This window comes from Amycolatopsis sp. 3B14 (assembly GCF_050958625.1).
Taxonomy (GTDB): domain Bacteria; phylum Actinomycetota; class Actinomycetes; order Mycobacteriales; family Pseudonocardiaceae; genus Amycolatopsis_E; species Amycolatopsis_E thermoflava.
In genome coordinates, this window is the sequence record NZ_JBHZEN010000003.1 from 230,792 (window position 1) to 256,013 (window position 25,222).

Consider the following 25,222-nt stretch of genomic DNA (forward strand, 5'->3'; position numbering starts at 1 on the left):
CCCCTTGCTCTGGCACGGCGCCCGAATTATGGTCCAATAGTTGAGCCAACGGAGGTGGGCGGTGCAGGCTGTGGTGCTACGCGAGTTCGGATCGGCGGACGTGCTGCGGCCCGGCGTGGTGCCGGATCCGGCCGCCGAGCCGGGCTGGGTGACGGTGCGGCTGGAGGCTGCCGCCCTCAACTGGCACGACGTCCTGGTGCGGCGAGGGCAGTACCGTTCGCCCCTGCCCCACGTCCTCGGTGCCGACGGCGCGGGCGTCCGCACCGACACCGGCGAGGACGTGGTGATCGTGCCGTCCCTGTGGTGGGGTGACGACGAGTCCGCTCCGGGGGCGCGCTTCGAGATCCTGGGTGATCACCGGCCCGGCACCTACGCCGAACTGGTGCGGGTGCCCGCCGATTGCCTCGCGCCTCGTCCGGCAGGCTACAGCTGGGCCGAAGCCGCCGCGCTCCCGCTCGTCGGGCTGACCACCTACCGGGCCCTGTTCACGCGGGCGCGGCTGCGCGCGGGGGAGTCGCTGCTGGTGCTCGGCGCGGGCGGGGGTGTCGCCACCACGGCGGTGGCGCTTGCCTCCGGTGTCGGCGCCTCCGTGGCGGTCACCTCCTCGTCCCGGGTGAAGATCGACCAGGCGCGGGCGCTGGGCGCGTCCGGCGGGGTGCTCTACACCGAGGCCGGATGGGAGCGGGCGGCGAAGGAGCTCTCGCCCGGCGGGCGCGGTTTCGACGTGGTGCTCGACCCGGTCGGCGCCTGGCCGGAGGCTCTGGCGGCGCTGCGGCCCGGCGGCAGGCTGGTCGTGCTGGGGGCATCCGCGGCCGAGCACGCGCGGGTCGACGTCCGGAAATTCTACTTCGGACAGTACAGCCTGCTGGGCACCACGATGGGCAGCCCGCGGGACTTCGCCGGGCTGCTGCGGCTGCTCGACGAGCACTCGATCGCACCGCCGGTGATCGACCGGGCGTTCCCCCTGGCCGAGGCGGCGGCCGCGCATCGTCACCTGGAACAGGGTGGCGGCTTCGGAAAGGTGGTTCTGCTGCATGGGTGAGAAGCTGGTGCGGTACGAGGTCGACGACCACGGCGCCGCGTTCGTGACGCTCGACGACCCGGGCTCCCGCAACGCGCTCGGCGACGAGTTGCTCGACGACCTGCTGGCGGCGCTGGAGACAGCGCGGCGCGACGAGTCGGTCCGGGTGGTCGTGCTCGGCTCCTCGCACGAGCGGGTGTTCTCCTCCGGCGGCAACCTGAAGGCCTTCGCCGACGACCGGCCGCCGATCGTCAAGTACGCGGGCCTGGACCGGTTCCCGCGGTTGTTCACCCTGATCGGGGCGCTGGGCAAACCGGTGATCTGCGCGGCCGGCGGCGACGTGCTGGCCGGCGCGTTCGGGCTCGCGCTCGCCTGCGATCTGGTGCTGGCCAAGGAATCGGCGCGGTTCGGGTGCCCGGAGATCAACGTCGGCGCCTTCCCGTTCATGATCTCCGCGCTCATCTACCGCAACATCGACCGGATGAAGGCCAACGAGCTGATGATGCTGGGGGAGCGGATCACCGCGGCGGAGGCGCGGGACCTCGGCATCGTCAACAAGGTCGTGCCGGACGAGGAGTTCGGCGATACCGTGCGGGACTGGGCGCACCGGGTGGCCGCCAAGTCGCCGCTGCTGATGAAGCTGGGCAAGGACGCCATCGACGCCACCCGCGATCTCGGTCTCCGGGAGGCGCTGGGCCACCTGCAGGCGCAACTCGCGCTGGCGTTCACGACCGAGGATCTCGGTGAGGGAGTGCGGGCGTTCCAGGAGAAGCGCGCGCCGCAGTGGCGACGGCGCTGATCTGACCGGCTCTCCGGTGGCCCCTGGGCGGCCGTTGCTTTTTTGGTCCAACAATATTAATGTTGGACCGGTTCGGGCCTTGTCCTTCTCCCAGATCAAGGAAGATCGCTCATGACGTTCGCGCGGGTCACGGATCGTTATTCGGCCGAGGAGATCGAGCAGTTCTACGCCACCGGCCGCTGGCGCGAGGAGACTCTGTTCGACTTGCTGGAGCAGCAGGTGGAAGCCCGTCCGGACAAGGTCTTCCTGACCGACGGCACCCGCGCGATCACCTTCCGGGAGCTGCGCGACAGCGCATTGCGCCTGGCCGCCGGGCTGCGCCGCGCCGGTGTCGGGCGCGGCGACCGGGTGTGCGTGCAGATACCGAACTGGGCCGAGTTCGGGCAGATCGCCGTGGCGTTGTCCCGGCTCGGCGCCGTCATGGTCCCGATCATGCCGATCTACCGCCTCGACGAGGTCGGCTACATCGTGCGCAACTGCGGCGCCCGCATGGCGATCACCTGCCACACCTTCAAGAAGTTCGATCACGCCGCGATGTTCGGCCGGATCCAGCAGGACGTGCCGGATCTGGAAACCGTCGTCGTGGTGCGCGGCGAGGCCGAGGGCGCCACGCCGTTCACGGAGCTGTTCGCCGATGTCGGGCCCGAGGCGGCTGCCGCGGAGATCGGCCCCGGTGTGGGTCCCGACGACCACTTCGTGATCGTCTACAGTTCGGGCACGACTTCACGGCCGAAGGGCTGCCTGCACACGTTCAACGCGATGGCGTGCGGCTCCCGGTTGCTGGCACAGGGGTTCGGCTACACCGACACCGACGTCCAGTTCGGACCGTCCCCGGTCACGCACACCACGGGCCTGGTCACCAGCATCCTGCTGCCGCTGATGCACGGCGCGGCTTCGCACATCATGGAGGTGTGGGAGCCCCGGGCCGGACTGGAGCGGATCCGCGAGTTCGGCTGCACGGTGGCCGTCACGGCGACCACGTTCCTGCAGATGCTGATGGACGTCTACGAACCCGGCAGACACGACGCGGGCAGCATGCGACTGTGGGTCGCCGCGGGCGCGCCGATCCCGGCCGCTTTCGTCGAGCAGGCGCGGGAACTCCTGCCGGACTGCCGGATCCTCAGCCTCTACGGCCGCACCGAGAACGTCACCACGACCATGTGCACGATCGAAGACGACCCGGCCCGCTCGCTGACCTCCGACGGCCGGGTGCTGCCCGGTAGCTCGGTGAAGATCGTCGACGCGCTGGGGGAGGAGGTGTCGCGCGGCCAGGAGGGCGACATCGCCTACCGCGGCCCGATGCACATGCTCGAATACATCGGCAACCCCACCGAGACGGCCGCGTTGTTCACCCCCGACGGCTATTCGCGCTCCGGCGACCTCGGCGTGATGGACGAGGACGGGTACATCCGCGTCACCGGACGGCTGAAGGACATCGTGATCCGTGGCGGCATGAACATCAGCGTGCGGCAGGTCGAGGACCTGTTGACCGGGCACCCGGCCGTCGCGGCGTGCGCGGTGGTCGGCATGCCGGACCGGCGGCTCGGCGAGCGGATCTGCCTCTACCTCGTGCCCCGGCCGGGCCACGAGGACGTGACGCTGGAGGAGATCAAGGAGTTCCTGCTCGGGCAGGGGCTGGCGATCCAGAAGATGCCGGAACGCCTGGAGGTCGTGCCCGAGCTGCCGATGACGGCGACCGGCAAGATCCAGAAGCACCGGCTGCGCGCCGACATCGCGGCCAAGCTGAACGACGCCGAGACGACGGTGTGATCGCGGAGCCGGTGGCGCCCGCTGGTCCACGGTGAGGACTCGCGGGCGCCGCGCGATCCGGAGCCGGTTGAGGGCGGTTCAGGCGACGACGACGCGGGCGGTCGCGCGCAGGACCTCGGTCTCGCCGTCGCGCGCCCGCAGGGCCAGCGCCGCCACCCCGTCGGTCACTTCGGTGACCTCCCCGGAGAACCGCAGCACCGCGCCCAGGAACACCGGCGCGACGAACCGGACCTCGTACTCGCGCAGGTGTTCCACCCCGCACCAGTCGGTCAGCCACGCGGCGAGCATGCCGGCCTGCATCTGGCCCATCGCGAGCACGCCGGGGAACCCGGCCCTCCGGGCGAACTCCGGATCGTGGTGCAGCGGGTTGAAGTCGCCGCCCGCGCCGGCGAACCGGACGATGTCGGTCTGGGTTACCGGCCCGACCTCCCGCTCCGGGAGTGACCGGCCGGGCACGGCGGTGACGGGCGCTCTCATCGCTGTCCTCGCTCGATCAGGACCTCGCGCACGCGGACCGCGCACTCGCCGGCGTTGTCGACGTAGTCCGTCTCCAGGGTCACGAAGCGCATTCCGCGCTTGCGCACGTCTTCGGCCACGCGCCGTACGCCGTGCAGCGAGTCCCCCGCGCACAGGGGCCGGAAGTAGGTCCATTTCACCGAGCCCACGACGATCCGGTCGAAGGCCAGCCCCAGTTTCGCCACGAACGCCCGCTGGTCGCGGTGGTGCCCGGCGACGACCACGTGGGTGGCGGTGGCGGGGACGTCCGGAAACCCGGCGGCCCGCGCGGCTCGGGCGTCGGTGTGCACCGGATCCCCGGCGCGGGTGGCCCGGGCGAACTCCCGGATCTTGCCACGTTCCACGTCGAAGGCGACTTCGTCGAGGATGTCCACCATACCTCCCTCTTTGGTCTGACCTATAGTATCATTGGCCCGAAACGACGGGAAGGGTGGGACATGGACCTCGCGGACTCGCCCGAGGAGGCGCGCTTCCGGGCTGAGATCAGGGACTGGCTCTCCAGTGCATTGCCGAAGTTGCCGTGGCCCGAACCGCCCGGGCTGGAGGACAAACTGCCGTTCTGGCGGCAGTGGCAGCAGATGCTGTTCGATGCCGGGTACGCCGGGCTGACGTGGCCGAAGGAGTACGGCGGCCGCGGCGTGGACGAGAAGCTGCGCGCGGTGTTCACCGAGGAGACCGACCGGGCCGGCGCGCCGGAACGGCTCAACATCATCGGTGAGGACTTCGCCGGACCCACGATCGCCGATTTCGGCACGGAGGCGCAGAAGGAGCGGTTCCTGCGCCCCATCCTGACCGGCGAGGAGATCTGGTGCCAGCTGTTCTCCGAGCCGGAGTCCGGCTCCGACCTGGCGTCGCTGCGCACGAGGGCGACCAAGGTGGACGGTGGCTGGCGCATCGACGGCCAGAAGATCTGGACCAGCCGGGCGCAGCTCGCCGCGCACGCCATCCTGCTGGCCCGGACCGGGGGCGGTCCGCGGCACAAGGGCATCACGTTCTTCCTGCTGCCGATGGACAGCGAGGGGGTCACGGTCCGGCCGCTGGCACACATGCTGGGTGAGGCCGAGTTCAACGAGGTCTTCCTGGACAACGTGTTCGTCCCCGACGACCTGGTCGTGGGGGAGGTCGACGGAGGCTGGCGGGTCGCGATGGCCACGCTCGGCTACGAGCGGGTCGCGATCGCGACCGGCCGTGTCAACACGACCCGGGCCGTCGCCGACATCATCGCCGACGTCGCCGGGCGCACCGGCGAGGACGGCCGTCCCCTGGGCGCGGACCGGCTGATCCGGCAGAAGGTGGCCGACCTCTACGGCCGCGCCCTGACCCACCGGCTCATCGGCCAGCGCGTGGTCACCCTCGCCGCGGAAGGCGGTCCACCGGGGCCGGTCACCTCGATCGGCAAGCTGTACTTCTGCCCCCTGGTGGAGGACCTGGCCGATTTCCGGCTTTCCCTGGAGCCCCTCGGTGACCAGTTCGGGCTCGACGACGAGCTCGCCGAGGCCTCGAGGTGGCTGCGGCTGACCTACCAGGCCCGCGGCACCGCGATCGCCGGCGGCTCCACCTTCATCCAGCGCAACATCGTGGCCGAGCGGATGCTCGGCATGCCGAGGAGCTGACATCGTGGTCTATACCTGGCTGCCCACCGACGACTATGTCGAGCACGCGAACGTCACACGGCTCGCCCGGGCGCACGGCATCGGTTCACTGGCCGAGCTGCGGGCCCGCTCGGTCGCCGACATCGAGTGGTACTGGGACGCGGTCGTGCGCGATCTCGGTCTCCCGTTCCGCACGCCGTACTCGCGGGTCGTGGATCTGTCCCGGGGCATCGAGTGGCCGGACTGGTTTCCCGGCGGCGAGCTGAACATCGCCGACGCGTGCCTGACCCGGTGGGCCCAGGAATCGCCGGACCGGGCGGCCGTGGTGCACGAGGCGGAGGACGGCACTGTCCGGAGCCTCACCTTCGGCGAGCTGGCCGGTGAGGTCGAGCGAGTGGCGGCCGGGTTGCGCGCGCTGGGCATCGGCCGCGGCGACGCGGTCGGGCTGTTCCTGCCGATGGTTTCCGAGGCCGTCGTCGCCTGCTACGCGATCGCCCGCCTGGGCGCGGTGCTGGTGCCGTTGTTCTCCGGTTTCGCGCCGACCGCGATCGCCTCGCGCCTGCAGGACGCCGACGCCAAGGCCGTCATCGTGGCCGACGGCACCGTGCGCCGTCGCCGTGCGGTGGCCATGAAACCGCTGCTCGACGAGGCGCTCGAGTCCTGCCCGGCGGTGCGACACGTGGTGCTCGTCGGCAACCTCGACGACGAGCCGAAAGCCGCCACGCCGCGGGACGTGCTCTGGTCGCAGCTGCCCTCCGGCGATCCCGGCCCGGTCGAGGCGATGCGCGCCACCGACACCCTGCTGCTCGCCTACACCTCCGGCACCACCGGCAAACCCAAGGGGGCGGTGCACACCCACGCCGGGTTCCTGGTCAAGACGGCGAGCGAGGTCGCCTACTCCTTCGACCTGAAGCCGGGCGGCGTCTTTTGCTGGGTGACCGACATGGGCTGGATCATGGGGCCGTTGTCGATCTTCGGCACCCACGCCAACGGCGGGACTTTGCTGCTCTACGAGGGTTCGCCGGACGTGCCGGGCCTGGACCGGTTGTGGCTCCTGGCCGAACGTCATCGGGTCAGCATGCTCGGCGTGTCGCCGACGCTCATCCGGACGTTGCGCACGAACGAGGCCACCGATCTGAGCGGGTTCGACCTGTCCGCGGTGCACGTGCTCGGGTCGACGGGGGAGCCCTGGGACCCGGACTCCTACGAATGGCTGGCCCGCGACGTGTTCGGCGGGCGGGTGCCGATCATCAACTTCTCCGGCGGCACCGAGGTGGGCGGCTCGTTCCTCGCGCCCTACCCGGTCGAGCCGATCCGCAGCTGCTCGCTCGGTGGGCCGTCGCTGGGCATGGACGTCGACGTGGTCGACGACGAGGGACGGCCGGTCCGTGGTGAGATCGGCGAGCTGGTGTGCCGTCAGCCGTGGCCCGCGATGACCCGCGGGGTCTGGAAGGACGACGACCGCTACCTGGAGGCGTACTGGTCGACCTTCCCCGGGATGTGGCGGCACGGCGACTACGCCCTCGTCGAGGACGGTCAGTGGTTCATCCGCGGGCGCTCTGACGACGTCATGAACATCGCAGGCAAACGGCTCGCCCCGGCCGAGGTGGAGGCGGTGATGGCCACGCACCCGGCGGTCGCCGAGGCCGCGGCGGTCGGTGTCCCGGACGCCAAGAAGGGCGAAGCGGTGTGGGCGTTCTGGGTTCCCCGCCCGGGCGCGGGCGAGGACGTGTCGGCCAAGCTGCGTGAGATGGTGGCCGAGGAGCTGGGCAAACCGTTCGCACCCGCGGTCGTGCACCGCGTGGCGCAGCTGCCCAAGACCCGGTCGGCGAAGATCCTCCGGCGGGCGGTGCGGGCGGCGGTGCTGGGCACCGATCCCGGTGACCTCTCCGGCGCGGAGAACCCGGAGGCGGTCGGGGAAATCCGGGCCCTGGTCGGCTCGTGACCCGTCAGCTCTCGCCGGGGACCGGGATCTCCGTGCGTTCTTCGACCTCGAGCACGGCCTCGGCGTAGGAATGCACGTGCCGGTTCATGCGGCGCACCGCGGCATCCGGGTCCTGGGCCCGGATCGCCGCGGTGATCGACTTGTGCGCCTTGACGGTGGTGCGGCGCACCTCGTCGTCCACGAAGGCCTCGTTCTCCGTCGCCGCGTAGATCGCCGTGGACAGCGCCGTCATCAGGCCGGCCAGCAGCTCGTTGTGGCTGGCGGTGGCGACGGCGACGTGCCAGTCGACGTTGGCCTGCAGGAACTCGGCGAGGCTGCCGTTCTCGTCGGCGATGGCTTCGTTCGCCGCGTCGAGCCGAGCGAGGTCGGCGTCCGTGCGGTGCTGGGCGGCGAGCTTGGCGCAGTAGGGCTCGATGGCTTCGCGGGTCTCCAGCAGGGCGGCCAGCCGCACCTTCTGGCCGCGGATGAGCAGCCCGACCGAGCTGGCGACCGAGTCGCGGCCCGGGCGCTGCACGAACGCGCCGCCCCCGCGGCCGGCCTTGATGCGGACCAGGCCCTGGACCTCGAGGATCCGCAGGGCCTCGCGCACCGTGGTGCGGGACATCTGGGTCTGGGCGACCAGCTCGCGTTCGGTGGGCAGGGCGGTGCCTTCTTCGAACTCGCCCTCCAGGATGCGTTCCCGCAGGTCGTCGGCCAGCACGTCGGACGCCTTCGGTACCTCCATGGGTGTCAGGCGCACCGCGGAGCGCGTGCCGTTGGTCGCCGCAGGGCGTGTGCCCGCCATGTCAGTCTCCCCACACTTTGGCCTAAAGGTCTGACCTAAGTTACCATTTTTCCCAGGTTCGCGACGTATTGAACCAGCATCGTGACGTCACCGGTGAAAGGCACGAGCATGCGTTGGACGTTGACCGAAGACCAGGAGCTGTTCCGGGACACGTTCCGGGGCTGGCTCGACCGGTTCGCCTCATTCGAGGCGGTGCGCGGATGGCTCGACACCGGTGATCCCGCTCCGTTCGAGCGGCGGTTCGTCGAGGAGGGCTGGTTCTCCGTGGGCACTCCGGAATCCGCGGGCGGGCAGGGCGGGGGACTGCTGGAACTCGCGCTGGCTTCGGAGCAGCTCGGCCGTACGGCGGCGCCGTCCTCGGCGTGGCTGGCCTCCGTGCTGGCCGCACCCGTGCTGCCGGCCGAAGTGGCGGAGGCGTCGCTGACGCGGGGTGAATTCGCCGTTCTGGCGGTGAATTCGGACAAGCCGGCAGATATTGCCGGTCCGGTCCAGGTGGCCGACGGTGTCCTGAGCGGGACGGTGCCGCTTGTCCTCGGTGCGGAGCGGGCGGCGAAGTTCGCGGTGCCGTCCGGCGGGCGGCTGTACCTCGTCGACGCCGCGGACGCGCGCTTGACGAAACGGGCCCTGCTGGACCGCAGCCGGTCTGTCGCTGATGTCACGTTCGACGGCGCCCGCGGGACGGAACTGGGCGCGGCGGACCTCGCGCGCGTCGCGCTGCGCTCGGCGGTTCTGGTCGCCGCGGACAGCCTCGGCGCGGCCGAGCGGATGCTGGAGCTCGCCGTCGAGTACAGCAAGCAGCGCGAGCAGTTCGGCGTGCCGATCGGGTCGTTCCAGGCGGTCAAGCATGCCGCCGCGACCATGCTCGTGGCCGTCGAGTCCGCGCGCACGCTCGTCTACTACGCGGCCGCGTCGGTGGAGCAGGAACACGAGGACTACGCGCTGCACGCGGCGGCGGCGAAGGCGCAGGTGTGCGAGGCGGCCGCCGGCGTGGCGGACAGCGCGCTCACCCTGCACGGCGCCATCGGTTACACGTGGGAGCACGACCTGCAGCTGTTCTACAAGCGCGCCAAGCTCAACGGCCGCCTGTCCGGGTCGTCGTCGGTGTGGAACGAGCGGCTGGCGGCGGCGTTGCCCCTGGTCTCGGCGGCGTGATTCGCAGCGCTATGGTTTTGGTCAGTCCTTTGGTATAGTTGGGCCAAATCCAATGTCGGGCGGGAGAGCGCGGTGGACTTTGCACTGACCGAGGACCAGGCGACCATTCGCCAGGCGGTGGCCGAGCTGGCCGGGAAGTTCGACGACCAGTACTGGCTGGAGAAGGACGCGGCGAAGGAGTTCCCAACCGAGTTCTACAACGCGTTCGCGCGGGGTGGCTGGCTCGGAATCACCACCCCGGAGGAGTACGGCGGGCACGGGTACGGCATCACCGAGGCCGCGCTGCTGCTGGAGGAGGTGTCCGCCTCCGGTGGCGGGATGAACGCGGCCAGCTCGATGCACCTGTCGATCTTCGGGATGCACCCGGTGATCGTGCACGGTTCCGAGGAGCTCAAGCGCCGCACGCTGCCCCGGATCGTCAACGGCGACCTGCACGTGTGCTTCGGCGTCACCGAACCGGGCGCGGGCCTCGACACGACCCGCATCACCACCTTCGCCCGACGCGAGGGCGACGAATACGTGGTCAACGGCCGCAAGGTGTGGATCTCCAAGGCGATGGAGTCGGAGAAGATCCTGCTGCTGACCCGGACCACGAAGTTCGAGGACGTGCGGAAGAAGACCGACGGCCTCACGCTGTTCCTCACCGACCTCGACCGGTCGAAGGTGGACATCCGCCCGATCCGGAAGATGGGCCGCAACGCCGTCACCTCCAACGAGCTGTTCATCGACGACCTGCGGATCCCGGTGGAGGACCGCGTCGGCGAGGAGGGCCAGGGTTTCCGCTACATCCTGGACGGCCTCAACCCGGAACGGATGCTGGTGGCCGCCGAAGCGCTCGGCCTCGGCCGCGCCGCGCTGCGGGCCGCCGTCCGCTACGGCAACGAACGCGAGGTCTTCGGCCGCCCGATCGGGATGAACCAGGGCCTGCAGTTCCCGCTCGCCGACTCGCTGGCGCGGCTGGACGCCGCGGAACTGGCGCTGCGCAAGGCGACCTGGCTCTACGACAACGGCAAACCGTGCGGCCGCGAGGCGAACACGGCGAAGTACCTGTGCGCCGATGCCGGTTTCCAGGCCGCCGACCGCGCACTGCAGACCCACGGCGGCATGGGCTACTCGGAGGAGTACCACGTGGCGCGGTACTTCCGCGAGGCCCGCCTGCTCAAGATCGCACCGCTGAGCCAGGAGATGGTGCTCAACTACCTCGGCTCGCACGTGCTCGGACTGCCGAGGAGCTACTGATGTTCCGACTCGACGACCGATCCGCCCTCGTCACCGGTGCGGGCGGGGGCATCGGCGCCGCCGTCGCCCGGGCGTTCGCCGCGGCGGGGGCGCGCGTGCTCGTCACCGACATCGACGAGCAGGCCGCCAAGGCGACCGCCGACAGCATCGGGGACGCGGCCGAGTACCGCGCGCTCGACGTCCGCGACTCGGCGGCTGCGGCGGAAGCGGCGAAGCAGGCCGCGGCACTCGCGGACGGAAAACTGCACATCCTGGTCAACAACGCCGGTGCGATCGCGCCGGCGATGTTTCCGAAGCTGACCGAGGAGGCGTTCCGCCGGATCGTCGACATCCACCTCGTGGGCAGCTTCGTGTGCAGCCAGGCCGTGCTGCCCTACCTGCCGGACGACGGCAGCGGCCGGATCATCAACGTCACGTCGGCCGCAGGCATCGACGGCACGATCGGCCAGGCGAACTACGGCGCCGCCAAGGCAGGCATCATCGGCCTCACCAAATCCCTGGCCCGGGAGCTGGCCCGGCAGCAGGTCACCGTCAACGCGCTGGCGCCGCTGGCCGCCACAGCGATGACGGAGAACATCCGCAGCAACGAGAAGCTCGCCGCCAAAACGCTCGCGCGGATCCCGCTCGGCCGGTGGGCCACGCCCGACGAGATCGCCGGCAGTTTCGTGTTCCTGGCCTCGCCCGCGGCGGGGTACATCACCGGCCAGGTGCTGCCGGTCGACGGCGGGACGGTGATGTGATGCGGCACGGACGTGAGGTCCTGCTCGCCGAGGCGGTGCGCACCCCGATCGGCAAGTCGCACCCCGAGCGCGGCTGGTACCGCGACACACACCCCAACGCCCTGCTCGCCGCGTGCTACCGCGAACTCCTGACCCGCACCGGCGTTGCGCCTGGTGCGGTGGAGGACCTGGTTGTCGGGTGCACCGCGCCGTTCGGTGAGCAGTCCCGCAACATCGGCCGCAACGCCTGGCTGCAGGCCGGGTATCCGCCCGAGGTGCCAGCGGTGACGCTGGACCGCCGGTGCGGCTCGGCGCAGACCGCGGTCGAGATGGCCGCCGGGCTGGTCGGCACGGGCACGCACGACCTCGTGATCGCCGGCGGTGTCGAGCACATGGGACACGTGCCGATCGACTCACCGGTCAAGATCTCCGAACTCTACGGCGACCCGTGGCCGGCCGAGCTGCGTGACCGGTATTCCTTCGTGCACCAGGGGGAGAGCGCCGAACTGATCGCCGATCGCTGGCAGATCTCCCGCGCGGAGATGGACGAGTTCGCGGTGCGGTCGCACCGCCTCGCGAGTGCGGCGTGGGAAGCCGGGCGTTTCGACGCGGAGCTGGTGCCCTTCGGGGACCTGCACGGTGACCAGAGCGTGCGGCCCGGTACCGACGCGGCGAAGCTCGCTGGGCTCAAACCGGCCTTCCGCAAGGAGAACGGCCGCATCACCGCGGGCAGTTCGTCACCGATTTCCGATGGGGCGGCCGCGGTCCTGCTGGCATCCCGCGAGGCGGCGGCCGAGCACGGTCTGCGGGTGCGGGCGCGGATCGTCGACCAGACCACCGTCGGCGTCGACCCGGTCATCATGCTCACCGGTCCCATCCCGGCGACCCGGAAACTGCTGGAACGCAACGGTCTCACCGTCGACGACATCGACCTGTTCGAGGTCAACGAGGCCTTCAGCTCGGTGGTCCTGGCGTGGGAGCGTGAGCTGAAGCCGGACATGGACCGGGTCAACGTCAACGGCGGCGCCATCGCGCTCGGCCACCCCGTGGGCGCGACCGGCTCGCGGCTGATCGCCACGATCCTGGCCGAGCTGGAGCGCCGCGATGCCGAGCTGGGCCTGGTCACCATGTGCTGCGGCGGCGGTCTGGGCACCGCCACCCTGATCCAGCGGCTCGACGGATGATCGACCTCGCACCGCACGTGCCGCCCGGCGCCGGGATCTGGTGGGGCCAGGCCGGCGCCGAGCCGACACCCCTGGTGCACGCCCTGCTCGACCAGATCGGTGAGCTGGGCCCGCACCGCGCGTTCTGCGGCCTGACGTGGGACCAGCGCCTGACGCGGGAGCTGCCGCCGGAGTTGTCACTGGTGTCCTACGGTGCGCTCGGCGAGCTGCGCCGGGTCAGCCGGGCCGGGCGGCTCGCCGTGGTGCCGTGCCACTACTCGGCGCTGCCCGCGATGTTCGCCGACCGCGCCCTGCCCTGTGACGTGGGGTTCGTGCAGGTCTCGCCGCCGGACTCGAAGGGGCTGTGCTCGCTCGGGGTCGGCGCCGACTACGCCGCCGACGCGGTCGCCCACACCCCGGTGCTGATCGCCGAGATCAACCACCGCATGCCCGCCACCACCGGCACGGACCGGATCCCGCTGTCGCGCTTCGCCGCGACCGTGGAGACCGACCGGCCGCTGGCCGAGGCGCCGGCCAAGGCGCCGGACGAGGCCGAGTCGGCGATCGCCCGGCACGTGGCGGAGCTGATCGAGGACGGCGACACCCTGCAGATGGGGGTGGGATCGCTGCCGGCCGCGGTGCTGGACTGCCTGGCCGGGCACTCCGACCTCGGGTTCCACTCCGGCATGATCTCCGACGGGGTGCTGAGGCTGGTCGAGAAGGGGGTGCTCACCGGCGCCCGCAAGGAGATCGACACCGGTCTCATCGTCACCGGCGCCGCGCTGGGCACCGCCGAACTGTACGACCGGCTGCCGGACCTGCCGGTGCGGTTCCGGTCGGCCAGTTACACGCACTCCCCGGCCGTGCTGTCCCGGCTCGGGTCGCTGGTGTCGGTCAACTCCGCCATCGAGGTCGACCTGACCGGGCAGGTCGGCGCCGAGGTCCGCCGCGGCGTCTACATCGGCGCGGTGGGCGGGCAGGCCGACTTCACCCGCGCCGCGTCGCTGACCGGCGCCCGGTCGATCATCACCGTGCGGGCCCGCTCCGGGACGCACTCCACCATCGTCCCGGCGCTGCACGGCGGCGTCGTCACCACCTCCCGGTCCGATGTGGACGTCGTGGTGACCGAGTACGGCGCGGCACACCTGCGGGGCTGCGACCTCGCGGAGCGCGCCCGCCGGCTCATCGCGATCGCCGCGCCCGAGCACCGGGAAGCGCTGTCGAAAGGAGCTCACCCATGACGCGACCGAGCCGGGTGCACATCCGGGAAGTCGGCCCGCGCGACGGGTTCCAGAACGAACCCGAGCACATTCCCACCGAGCAGAAGGTGCGGCTGATCGACGCGCTCGCCGCCGCCGGGCTCAAGCGGATCGAGGTCGCGAGCTTCGTCCGTCCCGACGTCATCCCGCAGCTCGCCGACGGCGTCGAGGTGCTGAATCGCATCGACGTACCGGACGACGTGCGGTTGATGGTGCTGATCCCGAACAGCCGGGGCCTGGACAACGCCCTGAAGGTGCGGGAGAAGTTCCACGAGGCGGCCATCTTCGTGTCGGCTTCGGAGACGCACAACAAGCGCAACGTCAACCGCACCGTGGCCGAGACCATGGCCGACAACGACAAGATGGCCGCCCGCATCCGCGGCGAGGGCCTGGACTGCGCGGCCGTGGTCGCCACCTCGTTCGGCTGTCCGTACGAGGGCAAGGTCGAGCTGGACCGCGTGCTCGGCCTGGCGGAGCGGTTCGCCGAGGCGGGCGCCACCGAGATCGGCTTCGGCGACACCACCGGCATGGCCAACCCGGCCTACGTCTCGGAGTTCTTCGCGGCCGCGCTGGAGCGGCTGCCCGGTGTCGAGGTCACCGCGCACTTCCACAACACCCGCGGGCAGGGCCTGGCCAACGCGTACGCCGCGCTCGAAGCGGGGTGCGCGAGCTTCGAGTCCAGCTTCGGCGAGCTGGGCGGCTGCCCGGTGCCGCCCGGGTCGACCGGCAACATCGCGACCGAGGACCTGGTCAGCATGTTCCATGAAATCGGCGTCGAGACCGGGCTGTCGCTGCCCGGCCTCATCGACGCCGCCCGCGCCGCGCAGGACGTCCTGGGCCGCAAGCTCACCAGCCATTCGATTGTGGCCGGACCCGTCAACTGGAACTAGAGAGGACTCGACATGAGCAACCGCGTCGCGCTCGTCACCGGCGGTGCGCAGGGCATCGGGCAGGGCATCGCGCAGACCCTGGGCGAGCAGAAGTACCGGGTCGCGATCGCCGACCTCAACGCCGAAGCCGCGCAGGCCACCGCGAAGACCATCAGCGACGCCGGCGGCACCGCGCTGGCGGTGCGGACCGACATCACCGACACCGCGTCGGTGCAGGCCGCGGTCAAGACGGTGACCGAGGAGCTCGGTCCGGTCGAGATCGTGGTGAACAACGCCGGCTGGGACGACTTCATGAAGTTCGTCGACACCGACGAGGACTTCTGGAACCGCATCCTGGACATCAACTTCAAGGGCGCGCTGCGGGTCATCCACACCGTCGTGCCGGGCATGATCGAGCGCGGGTTCGGCCGGGTGATCAACATCGGCTCCGACGCGGGCCGCGTCGGTTCGTCCCTGGAGGCGGTGTACTCGGGCGCCAAGGGCGGCATCATCGCCTTCACCAAGACCCTGGCCCGTGAGGTCGCCACCAAGGGCATCACCGCGAACACCGTGTGCCCGGGCCCGACCGACACCCCGGCGCTGCGCAAGTTCGCCGACAACTCCGGGCAGGACGCGGACAAGGTGCTGGCCGGCATGGTGCGCGGGGTGCCGATGAAGCGGCTGGCCAAGCCGAGTGATGTCGCGGCCGCCGTCGCCTTCTTCGCCTCCGACGCCGCCGAGTACATCACCGGGCAGACCCTGTCCGTTTCCGGCGGATTGACGATGGCGTGAGCGTCGACTGGAAGCAGGTCGGCGACTACACCGACATCCGGCTCGACTACAGCGGGGACGGCATAGCCAAGGTCACGATCTGCCGCCCGGAGGTGCGCAACGCGTTCCGGCCGCAGACGCTGGTGGAGATTTCCGACGCGCTGGACGTGGCGCGTGAGGACACCTCGATCGGCGTGATCGTCCTGACTGGACAGGGCGATCTCGCGTTTTGCTCCGGGGGTGATCAGCGCGTGCGCGGGGACACCGGCTACCTGTCCGAGCCGGGCAAGCCCGGCCGGTTCCACGTCACCGACCTGCACGTGCAGATCCGGCGGCTGCCGAAACCGGTGGTCGCGATGATCGCCGGGTACGCGGTCGGCGGGGGACAGGTGCTCCAGCTGGTCTGCGATCTGGCGATCGCGGCCGACAACGCGCGGTTCGGGCAGACCGGCCCGCGTGTCGGCTCGTTCGACGGCGGGTTCGGCGCGGGGCTGCTGTCCAATCTGGTCGGCGCGCGCAAGGCCAAGGAGATCTGGTTCCTGTGCCGCCAGTATGACGCGCGCCAGGCGCTGGAGATGGGCCTGGTCAACGCGGTGGTGCCGCTGGCGGAGCTGGAGGCCGAGACCGTGGCCTGGTGCCGGGAGATGCTGGATCTTTCGCCGTTCGCGCTGCGGATGCTCAAGGCGAGCTTCCACGCGGCCGAGGACGGGCTGGCCGGCATCCAGCAGCTCGCGCACGATGCCAACCTGCTGTTCTACGCCTCCGAGGAGGCCAAGGAAGGCCGCGAGGCCTACAAGGACAAGCGGCGGCCCGACTTCGCCCGGTTCCCGCGCCGCCCCTGAGCACACGGAAGGATTTCCATGAGCGACAACGCGGTCGTCCGGCGCGACGCCGGTGACGGCATCGAGGTTTTCACCCTGCGACGCGCTCCGGCGAACGCGCTGGGGCTGCCCATCATCGACGGGATGAACGCGGCGCTCGACGCGAGCGAGGCCAAGGTCGTGGTGGTCTCGTCGGAGATCCCCGGGTTCTTCGCGGCCGGCGCCGACATCAAGCACATGTCCGCGATCGACGCGAAGTCGTTCACCGAATACGGCGACCGGCTGCGCGGCGTCCTGGACCGGCTTGCCTCCGCCGACCGGATCTCCATCGCCGCCGTGGACGGGCTGGCGCTGGGCGGCGGTCTGGAATTGGCGATGGCGTGCACCCTCCGGGTCGGGTCGTCGGCGGCGAAGTTCGGGCTGCCGGAGGTCAAGCTCGGCCTCATCCCGGGCGCGGGCGGGACGCAACGGCTGCCGCGCCTGGTCGGCCGCGGGCGGGCGCTGGACATCATGCTCACCGCCCGCCAGGTGCCCGCCGAGGAGGCGCACGCGATCGGGCTGATCGACCGGCTGGTGGCGGCGGGCACGGCGGAGAAGGCCGCGCTCGAGCTCGGGCGGGAGCTGGCCCGGTTGTCGCTGCCCGCACAGCAGGCGGTGATCCGCACCGTGGACGCCGCGTTCGATCTGCCGCTGGAGCAGGGTTTCCGGTTCGAGGTGGCGCAGGAACAGGAGTTGTTCGAGTCCGGCGAGGCCCGTGAGGGAATCACCGCGTTCCTGGAGAAGCGGCCACCGGATTTCGCCTGAGTGCGGGTTATCCCGATCGGGGGAGATGATCGCCCACGGGGGAGAGCCTTTTGCCCCTTTGTGGAGACGCATTTGTTCCAATGATAAGACCAAAATTCGGGGACGCGTCTGACCCTCCCACCCCGGAGTCCTTTCCCGGCTCCCCAACGGACTTGTCGAGGCAATCGTGAGGAACAAAGTCGTTCCAGTGCTTACCGCTCTCCTGGCCGGGGCGCTCGTCGCCGCGTGCGGCACCCCCGGCAGCAGCGAGGCGGGAGATGCCACCGGGGCCATCAAGGTCGCCATCATCCCACCTTCGTCCGGGGCGCTCGCCCAGTTCGGATCCGACGCCGCGAAAGGCTGGCAGTACGCCGTCGACACCGTCAACGCCCAGGGCGGGATCGACGGCCGCCAGGTCGAGCTGATCCGGATGGACACCGACGCCACCTCGGCCACCACGCTGCGCGCCGCCCGCGAGGCGGTCACCCAGCGCGGCGCCCAGTTCATCGGCGCGGTCATGACCTCCACCGAGCACGGCGCACTCAACCAGCAGCTCGACGCGCTGGGCGCGCTGTCGTTCAACAGCCTCGGCAAGGACGACGCTCTCACCGGCAAGGACTGCACCGCCAACGCCTTCCGCACCGTGCAGACCAACCGGATGGACGTCAACGCGCTCGCCGCGACGCTGAAGAACCTGCCCGGCGACCGCTGGGCCGTGCAGGCCGTCGACTACTCCACCGGGCACACCGCGGCCGACATCTTCCGCGAGGCCGCGCAGGCCGCAGGCAAGCAGGTCGTGCTCGAGCAGTTCGCGCCGCTCAACACCACCGAGTTCGGCTCCTACATCACCAAGCTGCAGGCCAGCGACGCCGACGCGCTGTTCGCCGTCGAGTACGGCGCCGACGGCGTCGCGTTCGTCAACCAGGCCGCACAGTTCAACCTGCCCGCCAAGTTCCGCAGCGTGCTTGGCTTCAACATGGTCTCCGAGCCGCTCTTCCCGGCGCTGGGCGACAAGATCACCGGCTTCTACAACAACGTCGGCTACGACCCGGGCGCGGACAACCCGCTCAACCGGCAGTTCGTGCAGGGCTTCCAGGCCAAGTTCGGCACCAAGCCCTACTACGTCGAAGCCGACGCCTACCTCGCCGCGGAGACGCTGTTCGCCGGTATCCGCAAGGCAGGCAGCTCCGACCCGGTCAAGGTGCGTGCGGCGTTGAACGACCTCACCTTCGACAGCATCGCCGGTTCGGTGACCATGCGCGCGGGTGATCACCAGCTGGTGCGGCCCTCCTACCTGGGGCAGGTCGTCAAGGACGGCAGCGGGCTCGCGTTCAAGATCATCGCGAGTGCCCCGGGCACGCAGACCACCCCGCAGGCCGACCCGGCCTGCACGCTGAAGGGGTGATCGCGTGAACTTCGCCCAGCTGCTCAACGGGATCGCGTTCGGCTCGCTGCTGATGATCCTCAGCTCCGGGCTGGCGATGATCTACGGCCTGCGCGGTGTCACGAACTTCTCGCACGGCGCCCTCTACATGGCCGGCGCGTACCTCGCCTACAGCGTCAGCGCGAACTTCTCGTTCTGGCTCGCGCTCGTGGTGGCCCCGGCGGTGCTCGCGGTGCTCGGCGCGGTGCTGGAGCTGGTGTTCTTCCGGCGGCTGCAGCACCGCTCCCACATCGAGGTCGGGCTGGTGACCTTCGGCGTGGCGATGGTGCTCGAACGCGTCATCGTGCTGATCTGGGGCGAGCGCACGCTCGCGGTCGCCCCGCCTGCCGGGCTCGGCGGCACCACCTCGGTGTTCGGCGTCGACTACCCGAGCTACCGCCTGCTGATCATCGGATTCGCGGTGGTGCTGGCGGTCGGCCTGACCTGGTGGCTGCGCGCCTCGCGGCTCGGCCTGCACATCCGGGCGGCGAGCAGGGACGGGCAGACGGCGCAGATTCTCGGCATAAACGCCGACCGCGTCAGCCTCGTCGTGGTGTGCCTCGGCGCGGCCCTGGCCGGGCTCGCGGGCGCGCTCGCCGCGCCGTACGTGTCGGTCGATCCTGGCATGGGCGTGGCCATCCTGATCAACGTCCTCATCGTGGTCGTGATCGGCGGCGCCGGCAGCATCGCCGGCGCGATGACCGCCGGGATGGCGCTGGGCGTCGTGCAGACCCTCGGCGCGGTGTGGCTGCCCAGCGTCGCCGTCCTGGTGCCGTACGCGGCGCTGGTGGCCGTGCTGCTGTGGCGGCCGGCCGGGCTCTTCGGGAGGCAGGCATGAGTACTCTCGCCGTCGCCGAGCCGGAAGTGGTCGCCGGCCCGTCGAAGACCGGTCTGCACCGCGGGCTCGTCCTGCGTGGTCTCGCGATCGCCGTGGTGGCCGCCGTCGCCGGGCTCGCCGTGCCGTACGTGGTGCCCGACCGCTACACGATGGGACTGTTGCTCGACGGGGTCATCCTCGCGCTGCTGGCGCTCGGGATCGGGTTCCTGGCCCGGCACCTCGGGCTGATCAGCCTGGGCCACACCGCCTTCTTCGGCGGTGCGGCCTACGCGCTGGCCATCGCGACGCAGCAGTGGGGCTGGGGCCCGCTTCCCGCGGCACTGTTCGGGCTGGCCGTGGGAACGGGACTGGCCGTGCTCATGGGGCTGCTCGTCGTGCGCGCCTCGGGGATGGGCTTCCTGATGCTGACGCTCGCGCTCGGCCAAGCCCTCTACCAGTTCTGTGTGCAGACCGTGGCCCGGCCGTGGACCGGCGCCTACGACGGGTTGCAGGTGCACGTCGAACCCGGCCAGGCCGTCTTCGGCATGCCGATGGACGACGTCATGAACGCGGCGCTGTTCTGGCCGGTGGTGTGGATCGCGCTGGTCGCCGCGGCGGTCGTGCTGTGGCTGCTCGGCCGCGCGCGGTTCGGCATCGTGCTGGAAGGCATCCGGGAGAACGAGGAACGCATGCGTTTCTCCGGGTTCGGCACGTTCCGGCCCCGCCTGGCCGCGTTCGTCGTCTCCGGGGCCGTGGCCGCGCTCGGCGGGGTGCTGTTCGCCCTCAACGCCGCCTACGTCTCGCCGGACGTGCTCGGCTTCCTCAAGGCGGGTGACTCGCTGATCGCGGCGATCGTCGGCGGTCTCGGTTCGCTGGCGGGGCCGGTCGTCGGCGCGCTGGCCTATGTCTGGGCGCAGGCGGAGTTCAACAGCTCGGGCAACCTCCAGCTCTACACCGGCGTCGCGCTGGTGGTGGTGCTGGTGTTCCTGCCCGGCGGCATCACCGGTGTGTTCGGGAAGCTGCGGCGCCGGTTCTGGCGAAGGGGCGGGAAATGAGCCTGTTCGAAGCGACCGGGGTGAGCGTGCGCTACGGCGCGGTCCACGCACTGGACACAGTGGACATCGCGCTGGATCCGGGCGTCCTGCACGGCGTCATCGGACCCAACGGGGCGGGCAAGTCGACGTTCTTGGACGCGCTGTCGGGACGGGTGAAGCCGTCCGCGGGAACCGTGCGCTACGTCGGTGAGGACATCACTCGCCGCCCGCCGCGGTGGCGGCGGCACCGCGGGATCGCCCGCTCGTTCCAGCGCACCAGCGTGTTCGCGTCGATGACCGTGCGGGCGCAGCTGGACATGGTCGCCCACCGGCAGGGCGCGGACGACGTCGCGGCCGTTGTCGAGGCACTGGAGCTGGGGCCGGTGCTGGACCGGGTCTGCGCCGAGATCGCCTACGGCACGCAACGCAGTGTCGACTTGGCGCTCGCGTTGATCGGCAACCCGCGGGTGGTCCTGCTCGACGAACCGTGCGCCGGCCTGGTCGCCGACGAGTCGGTGCGCCTGCTCGACCACGTGCGGCGGCTGTGCCGCGAGCGCGATGTCGCCGCGGTGCTGGTGGAACACGACGTCGACGGCGTGTTCCGGGTCTGCGACGTGATCACCGTGCTCAACCTCGGCAAGGTCCTCGCCCACGGCGCCCCCGCCGAGGTGCGAGCCGACGCCGAGGTCGTCCGCGCCTACCTGGGGAGTGCCGCGTGAGTGCGATCCTGGAGTTCAAGGGAGTGCGCGCCTCCTACGACGGCGCGGTCGTGCTGGACGACGTGTCGTTCACGATCGAGGAAGGCAGCACGGTGGGGCTGGTCGGCCGCAACGGCGCGGGCAAGACCACCGCGCTGCTGTCGGTCTACGGGGTGCCCCAGGTGACCGGCGAGATCCTCCTCGACGGCACACCCGCCGGCCGCAGGCGCCACGAACCGGCGGCGCGGGGCGTGAGCCTGGTGCCGCAGGGCAAACGCATCTTCGGCAACCTGACGGTGGAGGAGAACATCCTCCTCGGGCGTGCGTCCCGCCGGCGGGGGCAGTGGAGCGTCGAGGCGGTGTACGAGCTGTTCCCGAACCTCGGCCGGGGTGCGAAGCGGCCCGGCACGGCGTTGTCCGGCGGTGAACAGCAGATGCTCGCGATCGCCCGCGCCCTGCTGGCCGAGCCGAAGTTGCTCATGCTCGACGAACCCACGGAGGGCCTCGCGCCCGTGGTGATCGACGAGCTGACCGCGGCGCTTCGGGAAATCCGCTCTCGCGGCACTGCGCTGCTGCTGGTCGAGCAGCACATCGGCATGATCCGCGCGCTGGCGGACAGTTTCCTCGCACTGCGCAAGGGGAAGCTCGCCGGTTCCGGACCGGTCGCCGACCTCGCCTCCCGCGAGGTGCAGGAGGTGATCGCCCTGTGACGGGCCCGCTGGCCGGTTTCCGGGTCGTCGAGGTCGGTTCGATCGGGCCCGGCCCGTTCTGCGCGATGTTGCTGGCCGACCTGGGCGCCGAGGTGCTCCGGCTGGACCGCGCGGAGGGTGCCGTGCTGGTCGGGCCCAGCGCCGACTTCCGCACGGAGCTGTTGCACCGCGGCCGCCGGTCGGTCGCCGTCGACCTGAAGAACCCCGACGGCGCCTCGGTGGTGCTGGACCTGGTCGAGCGGGCCGACGCGCTTGTCGAGGGCTTCCGGCCCGGCGTGGCCGAGCGGCTCGGCATCGGGCCCGACGTCTGCCTGGCGCGCAACCCGGCCCTGGTCTACGGGCGGATGACGGGGTTCGGCCAGGACGGCCCGCTCGCGCAGGCGGTCGGCCACGACCTCAACTACGTGGCACTGTCCGGGACCCTGTCGCTGATCGGCCGTCACGGGCAGCCGCCCACCCCGCCGCTGTCGCTGATCGGCGACTTCGCCGGCGGCGGCTCGCTGCTGGCCCTCGGGATCCTTGCCGCGCTGCTGGAACGGCAGCGTTCCGGCCGCGGTCAGGTCGTCGACGCGGCGATGGTGGAGGGCTCGGCCCTGCTGTCCACCGCGTTCTTCGGGTTCGCGCAGACCGGGGCGTGGAACCGGGAGCGGGGCGCCAACCTGGTCGACAGCGGGGCGCCGTTCTACGACGTCTACGAGACCGCCGACGGGAAGTGGCTGTCGGTCGCCGCGCTGGAGCGGCGCTTCTACGACGACCTCGTCGACCTGCTCGGTCTGCCGGCGGACCTGCCCGATCGTGACGACCGCAGGACGTGGCCGCGGCTGCGCAAGCTGTTCGCCGACGCTGTCCGCACCCGCACCCGCGACGAGTGGGCCGTGCTGGCCGAGGGCCGCGGCCCGTGTGTCGCACCGGTGCTGGACGTCGACGAGGCGCCGCGGCATCCGCACAGCCTGGCACGCAAATCTTTTGTGGAGCAGGACGGACTCGTGCAGCCCGCCCCGGCGCCGAAGTTCAGCCGCACGCCGGCACAGCTCGGGCGCCGTCCGCCGCTGCCGGGCGAGCACACCGGGGAGGCGTTGCGGGACTGGGGCGTGGCCGCGGAACGAGTCGAGCAGTGGTGGCGGTCGGGTGCGATCGCCGGGGAGGGAGTGGCATGTACGGACTGACCGTCTTCAGCTCGGGTTCGGGACCGGAACGGTTCCGGCGCACGGCGGAGATCGCCGCGAGAGCCGAGGAGGCCGGGTTCGACGCGGTGTGGACCGGCGAGCTGTACAACCGGTCCGCGACGGTGCCGCTGGCGGTGCTGTCCCAGGCGACCAGCCGGGTGCGGCTCGGCACCAACATCGCCTACGGCGTGGGCCGGTCCCCGCTGGTGTGGGCGGCCGAGGCCCGCGACCTCGACGAGCTTTCCGGCGGACGGCTCACCCTCGGGCTGGGCAACGGCACTCCGCGGATGATGGCGGACTGGCACGGCGTCAGCGGCGATGCCCCGGCCGCCCGGATGGAAGAGCTGGTCACCGTGCTGCGCAAACTGTGGCGCCTGCACGAGGGGCCGGTCGAGCACGAGGGCCGCTTCTACCGGGTGCGGCTGCGGCCCACTTCGGACACCCCGCCGCCGGTGCAGGAGCACCTGCCGATCTGGACCGCAGGCGTCAATCCGCGGATGATCCGCGCCGCGGGGCGCGTCGCCGACGGGCTGGTCGGGCACCCGATGTTCACCACCGCCTACCTGGACGAGGTGGTGCGGCCCAACCTCGCCGCGGGCCTGGCCGACTCCGGCCGGGAGCCCGGCGACGTGCAACTGATGGGCATCCTGATGTGCGCGGTGGATGTCGACGAGGAAGCCGCCCGGAACCGGCTGGCGTTCGCGGTGGCCCAGTACGCGGCCTCGCGCGTCTACGACGCGCTGTTCGAGCTGCACGGCTGGTCGGACGCGCAGGCGAAGATCCGGGAGGCCGCACGCGCGGGCGACCCCGAGGCGATGGCCGCCGCGGTGCCGGACGCGGCGCTCGACGCCGTCGGTGTGGCTTGCCGCCCCGGCGAACTCAAGGCCCGGGTCGCGGTGCACGCCCGCGACTACGACCACCTCGGCCTGGTCAGCGTGCCGTGGGGGCTCAAACCCGACGAAGCGGAGGAGGCGACGGTGGCGATTGTGGAGGGGATGCGCTGATGGTGGATCTGAAACTCGAGACGATCGAGCTGACCGAGCCGGTCGAGGGTGTCGTGGTGGCGACGCTGAACCGGCCGGACAGCCTGAACTCGATGACGGTGCGGATGTTCGCGGAGTTCGAGGAGCTGGCGTTCGCGCTGAACGACGACGACGCGGCACGGGTGCTGGTCCTGACCGGCGCGGGCAAGGCGTTCTGCGCCGGCTACGACCTGGACGACGCCGACGAGCTGCCCGGCCTGACCGCACTGGAGATGCTGGAGAGGCAGGAGCACGCGGCACGCGGGCTGGCGGCGCTGAGGGCGCTGCGGATCCCGGTGATCGCCGCGGTCAACGGTGCCGCGGCCGGCGGTGGGCTGTCGCTCGCGTTGGCCGCCGACATCCGGATCGCCGCGGAGAACGCCAAGTTCAACGCCGCCTTCGTCCGCATCGGACTGTCCGCGGGCGACCTCGGAGCGTCCTGGCTGCTGCCCCGGATCGTCGGCCCCGCGCTCGCCTCGGAGATCGCCTACACCGGGCGCTTCGTGTTCGCCGAGGAGGCCGAGCGGACCGGGCTGGTGAACAAGGTCGTGCCGGGCGAACGGCTGCTGGCGGAGGCGCTCGCGATGGCGTCGCTGATCTGCGCGAATTCGCCGGGCGGGGTGCAGCTGTCCAAGCGGGCGCTGCAGGCGAACATGGAGGTCACCTCCTACGCCGCGGCCCTGGAGCTGGAGAACCGGGGTCAGGCGCTGCTGACCCGCGGCTCCGACATGCCCGAGGCGCTGGCCGCCTTCAAGGAAAAGCGCGCGCCGAAGTTCACCGGCCGGTGAGGGGACCGACATGATCGACTTCGAAGTGCCGGAGCTGACGACACTGCGGATCGAGGAACCCGAGGACGGGGTCCTGCTGCTGCGCATCGACCGGCCGGACCGGATGAACTCCCAGACCGTGGCGATGTTCGGCGAGTTCCTCGCCGCCGCCCGCGCCATGCGGGACAGCAAGGCCCGGGCGCTGATCGTGACCGGTGCGGGGGAGCGGGCCTTCTGCGCCGGCTTCGACCTGGACGAGATCGACGTGATCACCCGAATGGGGGTGCGCGAGTTCCTGCACTTCCAGGAGCTGGCCACCGGCGGGCTGGCCGCGATCCGCGCGCTGCCGTTCCCGGTGATCGCCGCGGTGCACGGCGCCGCG

The 25,222-nt window shown here is 71.0% G+C and carries 26 protein-coding genes; 23 read left to right on the forward strand and 3 right to left on the reverse strand.

The genetic code is table 11. The features are described from left to right. Positions 1-40 precede the first annotated feature (40 nt). The 3 genes from ACCP09_RS02480 (at position 41) to ACCP09_RS02490 (ending at position 3,590) form a co-directional block, all read left to right on the forward strand. Positions 41-1,042 carry a zinc-binding dehydrogenase gene (locus ACCP09_RS02480; RefSeq protein WP_228684691.1) on the forward strand — a complete coding sequence of 334 codons (1,002 nt, stop codon included), beginning with the start codon at positions 41-43 and terminating at the stop codon, positions 1,040-1,042. After that, the gene (locus ACCP09_RS02485) at positions 1,035-1,820 is read left to right on the forward strand and encodes an enoyl-CoA hydratase/isomerase family protein (RefSeq protein WP_027930254.1); all 786 of its coding nucleotides are present in this window, start codon (positions 1,035-1,037) and stop codon (positions 1,818-1,820) included. The genes ACCP09_RS02480 and ACCP09_RS02485 overlap by 8 nt, the downstream gene beginning before the upstream one ends. Before the next feature lie 111 nt (positions 1,821-1,931). Next, positions 1,932-3,590 carry an AMP-binding protein gene (locus ACCP09_RS02490; RefSeq protein WP_027930253.1) on the forward strand — a complete coding sequence of 553 codons (1,659 nt, stop codon included), beginning with the start codon at positions 1,932-1,934 and terminating at the stop codon, positions 3,588-3,590. A gap of 78 nt (positions 3,591-3,668) precedes the next feature. Here the strand turns inward: ACCP09_RS02490 and ACCP09_RS02495 are convergent, their stop codons facing one another. Further along, a complete protein-coding gene (locus ACCP09_RS02495; protein WP_027930252.1) occupies positions 3,669-4,067 on the reverse strand; it encodes a MaoC family dehydratase in 399 nt (132 codons plus the stop codon). Beyond that, positions 4,064-4,483 carry an FAS1-like dehydratase domain-containing protein gene (locus ACCP09_RS02500; RefSeq protein ID WP_027930251.1) on the reverse strand — a complete coding sequence of 140 codons (420 nt, stop codon included), beginning with the start codon at positions 4,481-4,483 and terminating at the stop codon, positions 4,064-4,066. The genes ACCP09_RS02495 and ACCP09_RS02500 overlap by 4 nt, the downstream gene beginning before the upstream one ends. A 60-nt stretch (positions 4,484-4,543) precedes the next feature. Between ACCP09_RS02500 and ACCP09_RS02505 the strand changes: the two genes are divergently transcribed. After that, on the forward strand, positions 4,544-5,719 hold the full coding sequence (locus ACCP09_RS02505) for an acyl-CoA dehydrogenase family protein (protein ID WP_123687457.1): 1,176 nt from the start codon (positions 4,544-4,546) through the stop codon (positions 5,717-5,719). Positions 5,720-5,723: 4 nt separating this feature from the next. Continuing rightward, positions 5,724-7,643, forward strand: coding sequence for an AMP-binding protein (locus ACCP09_RS02510; RefSeq protein ID WP_433742884.1), 1,920 nt, complete (start codon positions 5,724-5,726; stop codon positions 7,641-7,643). Positions 7,644-7,647: 4 nt separating this feature from the next. Here ACCP09_RS02510 and ACCP09_RS02515 read toward each other — a convergent pair whose 3' ends face one another. Then, positions 7,648-8,427, reverse strand: a complete 780-nt coding sequence (locus ACCP09_RS02515) for a FadR/GntR family transcriptional regulator (RefSeq protein ID WP_208722593.1) — start codon at positions 8,425-8,427, stop codon at positions 7,648-7,650. A 108-nt stretch (positions 8,428-8,535) separates the two neighbouring features. Here ACCP09_RS02515 and ACCP09_RS02520 point away from each other — a divergent pair, with 108 nt between their 5' ends. The 18 genes from ACCP09_RS02520 to ACCP09_RS02605 all read left to right on the forward strand — a co-directional run. Continuing rightward, on the forward strand, positions 8,536-9,579 hold the full coding sequence (locus ACCP09_RS02520; RefSeq protein ID WP_433742886.1) for an acyl-CoA dehydrogenase family protein: 1,044 nt from the start codon (positions 8,536-8,538) through the stop codon (positions 9,577-9,579). 72 nt (positions 9,580-9,651) lie between these two features. Then, entirely contained in the window at positions 9,652-10,818 is a 1,167-nt protein-coding gene (locus ACCP09_RS02525) for an acyl-CoA dehydrogenase family protein (RefSeq protein ID WP_433742888.1), read from the forward strand. Continuing rightward, entirely contained in the window at positions 10,818-11,558 is a 741-nt protein-coding gene (locus ACCP09_RS02530; protein ID WP_433742890.1) for an SDR family NAD(P)-dependent oxidoreductase, read from the forward strand. The genes ACCP09_RS02525 and ACCP09_RS02530 overlap by 1 nt, the downstream gene beginning before the upstream one ends. Beyond that, complete coding sequence (locus tag ACCP09_RS02535; protein ID WP_433742892.1) at positions 11,558-12,721, forward strand: thiolase family protein; 1,164 nt, start codon at positions 11,558-11,560, stop codon at positions 12,719-12,721. Before ACCP09_RS02530 ends, ACCP09_RS02535 begins: the two co-directional genes overlap by 1 nt. Further along, the gene (locus ACCP09_RS02540; RefSeq protein WP_433742894.1) at positions 12,718-13,941 is read left to right on the forward strand and encodes an acetyl-CoA hydrolase/transferase family protein; all 1,224 of its coding nucleotides are present in this window, start codon (positions 12,718-12,720) and stop codon (positions 13,939-13,941) included. The genes ACCP09_RS02535 and ACCP09_RS02540 overlap by 4 nt, the downstream gene beginning before the upstream one ends. After that, the gene (locus ACCP09_RS02545) at positions 13,938-14,849 is read left to right on the forward strand and encodes a hydroxymethylglutaryl-CoA lyase (RefSeq protein ID WP_433742896.1); all 912 of its coding nucleotides are present in this window, start codon (positions 13,938-13,940) and stop codon (positions 14,847-14,849) included. Before ACCP09_RS02540 ends, ACCP09_RS02545 begins: the two co-directional genes overlap by 4 nt. 12 nt (positions 14,850-14,861) lie before the next feature. After that, positions 14,862-15,620 carry an SDR family NAD(P)-dependent oxidoreductase gene (locus ACCP09_RS02550; RefSeq protein WP_027930241.1) on the forward strand — a complete coding sequence of 253 codons (759 nt, stop codon included), beginning with the start codon at positions 14,862-14,864 and terminating at the stop codon, positions 15,618-15,620. Further along, positions 15,617-16,441, forward strand: coding sequence for a 1,4-dihydroxy-2-naphthoyl-CoA synthase (gene menB, locus ACCP09_RS02555; protein ID WP_433742898.1), 825 nt, complete (start codon positions 15,617-15,619; stop codon positions 16,439-16,441). Before ACCP09_RS02550 ends, menB begins: the two co-directional genes overlap by 4 nt. Positions 16,442-16,459: 18 nt before the next feature. Further along, entirely contained in the window at positions 16,460-17,224 is a 765-nt protein-coding gene (locus ACCP09_RS02560) for an enoyl-CoA hydratase/isomerase family protein (RefSeq protein WP_433742900.1), read from the forward strand. 187 nt (positions 17,225-17,411) lie between these two features. Then, positions 17,412-18,608 (forward strand): ABC transporter substrate-binding protein, encoded by a 1,197-nt coding sequence (locus ACCP09_RS02565; RefSeq protein ID WP_167499276.1) that lies wholly within the window; start codon positions 17,412-17,414, stop codon positions 18,606-18,608. 4 nt (positions 18,609-18,612) lie between these two features. Beyond that, positions 18,613-19,464, forward strand: a complete 852-nt coding sequence (locus ACCP09_RS02570) for a branched-chain amino acid ABC transporter permease (protein ID WP_027930237.1) — start codon at positions 18,613-18,615, stop codon at positions 19,462-19,464. Next, the gene (locus ACCP09_RS02575; protein WP_433742903.1) at positions 19,461-20,498 is read left to right on the forward strand and encodes a branched-chain amino acid ABC transporter permease; all 1,038 of its coding nucleotides are present in this window, start codon (positions 19,461-19,463) and stop codon (positions 20,496-20,498) included. The genes ACCP09_RS02570 and ACCP09_RS02575 overlap by 4 nt, the downstream gene beginning before the upstream one ends. Then, positions 20,495-21,196, forward strand: coding sequence for an ABC transporter ATP-binding protein (locus ACCP09_RS02580; protein WP_123687466.1), 702 nt, complete (start codon positions 20,495-20,497; stop codon positions 21,194-21,196). The genes ACCP09_RS02575 and ACCP09_RS02580 overlap by 4 nt, the downstream gene beginning before the upstream one ends. Continuing rightward, positions 21,193-21,885 (forward strand): ABC transporter ATP-binding protein, encoded by a 693-nt coding sequence (locus ACCP09_RS02585; protein ID WP_027930234.1) that lies wholly within the window; start codon positions 21,193-21,195, stop codon positions 21,883-21,885. The genes ACCP09_RS02580 and ACCP09_RS02585 overlap by 4 nt, the downstream gene beginning before the upstream one ends. Continuing rightward, positions 21,882-23,051: a CaiB/BaiF CoA transferase family protein gene (locus ACCP09_RS02590; RefSeq protein ID WP_433742906.1), complete on the forward strand. Its 1,170-nt coding sequence runs from the start codon at positions 21,882-21,884 to the stop codon at positions 23,049-23,051. Before ACCP09_RS02585 ends, ACCP09_RS02590 begins: the two co-directional genes overlap by 4 nt. Continuing rightward, the gene (locus ACCP09_RS02595) at positions 23,039-24,055 is read left to right on the forward strand and encodes an LLM class flavin-dependent oxidoreductase (protein ID WP_433742908.1); all 1,017 of its coding nucleotides are present in this window, start codon (positions 23,039-23,041) and stop codon (positions 24,053-24,055) included. Before ACCP09_RS02590 ends, ACCP09_RS02595 begins: the two co-directional genes overlap by 13 nt. Continuing rightward, on the forward strand, positions 24,055-24,861 hold the full coding sequence (locus ACCP09_RS02600; protein ID WP_027930231.1) for an enoyl-CoA hydratase/isomerase family protein: 807 nt from the start codon (positions 24,055-24,057) through the stop codon (positions 24,859-24,861). The genes ACCP09_RS02595 and ACCP09_RS02600 overlap by 1 nt, the downstream gene beginning before the upstream one ends. 10 nt (positions 24,862-24,871) lie before the next feature. Beyond that, on the forward strand, positions 24,872-25,222 hold a 351-nt coding region (locus ACCP09_RS02605), incomplete at its 3' end, for an enoyl-CoA hydratase/isomerase family protein (RefSeq protein ID WP_433742910.1).

Excerpts from the sequence above, each read along its gene's own strand:
- ACCP09_RS02485 (WP_027930254.1), top strand. The coding sequence starts at position 1,035 with ATGGGTGAGAAGCTGGTGCGGTACGAGGTCGACGACCACGGCGCCGCG.
- ACCP09_RS02490 (WP_027930253.1), top strand. The coding sequence starts at position 1,932 with ATGACGTTCGCGCGGGTCACGGATCGTTATTCGGCCGAGGAGATCGAG.
- ACCP09_RS02495 (WP_027930252.1), bottom strand. The coding sequence starts at position 4,067 with ATGAGAGCGCCCGTCACCGCCGTGCCCGGCCGGTCACTCCCGGAGCGG.
- ACCP09_RS02500 (WP_027930251.1), bottom strand. The coding sequence starts at position 4,483 with ATGGTGGACATCCTCGACGAAGTCGCCTTCGACGTGGAACGTGGCAAG.
- ACCP09_RS02505 (WP_123687457.1), top strand. The coding sequence starts at position 4,544 with ATGGACCTCGCGGACTCGCCCGAGGAGGCGCGCTTCCGGGCTGAGATC.
- ACCP09_RS02515 (WP_208722593.1), bottom strand. The coding sequence starts at position 8,427 with ATGGCGGGCACACGCCCTGCGGCGACCAACGGCACGCGCTCCGCGGTG.
- ACCP09_RS02520 (WP_433742886.1), top strand. The coding sequence starts at position 8,536 with ATGCGTTGGACGTTGACCGAAGACCAGGAGCTGTTCCGGGACACGTTC.
- ACCP09_RS02530 (WP_433742890.1), top strand. The coding sequence starts at position 10,818 with ATGTTCCGACTCGACGACCGATCCGCCCTCGTCACCGGTGCGGGCGGG.
- ACCP09_RS02535 (WP_433742892.1), top strand. The coding sequence starts at position 11,558 with ATGCGGCACGGACGTGAGGTCCTGCTCGCCGAGGCGGTGCGCACCCCG.
- ACCP09_RS02540 (WP_433742894.1), top strand. The coding sequence starts at position 12,718 with ATGATCGACCTCGCACCGCACGTGCCGCCCGGCGCCGGGATCTGGTGG.
- ACCP09_RS02545 (WP_433742896.1), top strand. The coding sequence starts at position 13,938 with ATGACGCGACCGAGCCGGGTGCACATCCGGGAAGTCGGCCCGCGCGAC.
- ACCP09_RS02550 (WP_027930241.1), top strand. The coding sequence starts at position 14,862 with ATGAGCAACCGCGTCGCGCTCGTCACCGGCGGTGCGCAGGGCATCGGG.
- ACCP09_RS02560 (WP_433742900.1), top strand. The coding sequence starts at position 16,460 with ATGAGCGACAACGCGGTCGTCCGGCGCGACGCCGGTGACGGCATCGAG.
- ACCP09_RS02575 (WP_433742903.1), top strand. The coding sequence starts at position 19,461 with ATGAGTACTCTCGCCGTCGCCGAGCCGGAAGTGGTCGCCGGCCCGTCG.
- ACCP09_RS02580 (WP_123687466.1), top strand. The coding sequence starts at position 20,495 with ATGAGCCTGTTCGAAGCGACCGGGGTGAGCGTGCGCTACGGCGCGGTC.
- ACCP09_RS02595 (WP_433742908.1), top strand. The coding sequence starts at position 23,039 with ATGTACGGACTGACCGTCTTCAGCTCGGGTTCGGGACCGGAACGGTTC.
- ACCP09_RS02600 (WP_027930231.1), top strand. The coding sequence starts at position 24,055 with ATGGTGGATCTGAAACTCGAGACGATCGAGCTGACCGAGCCGGTCGAG.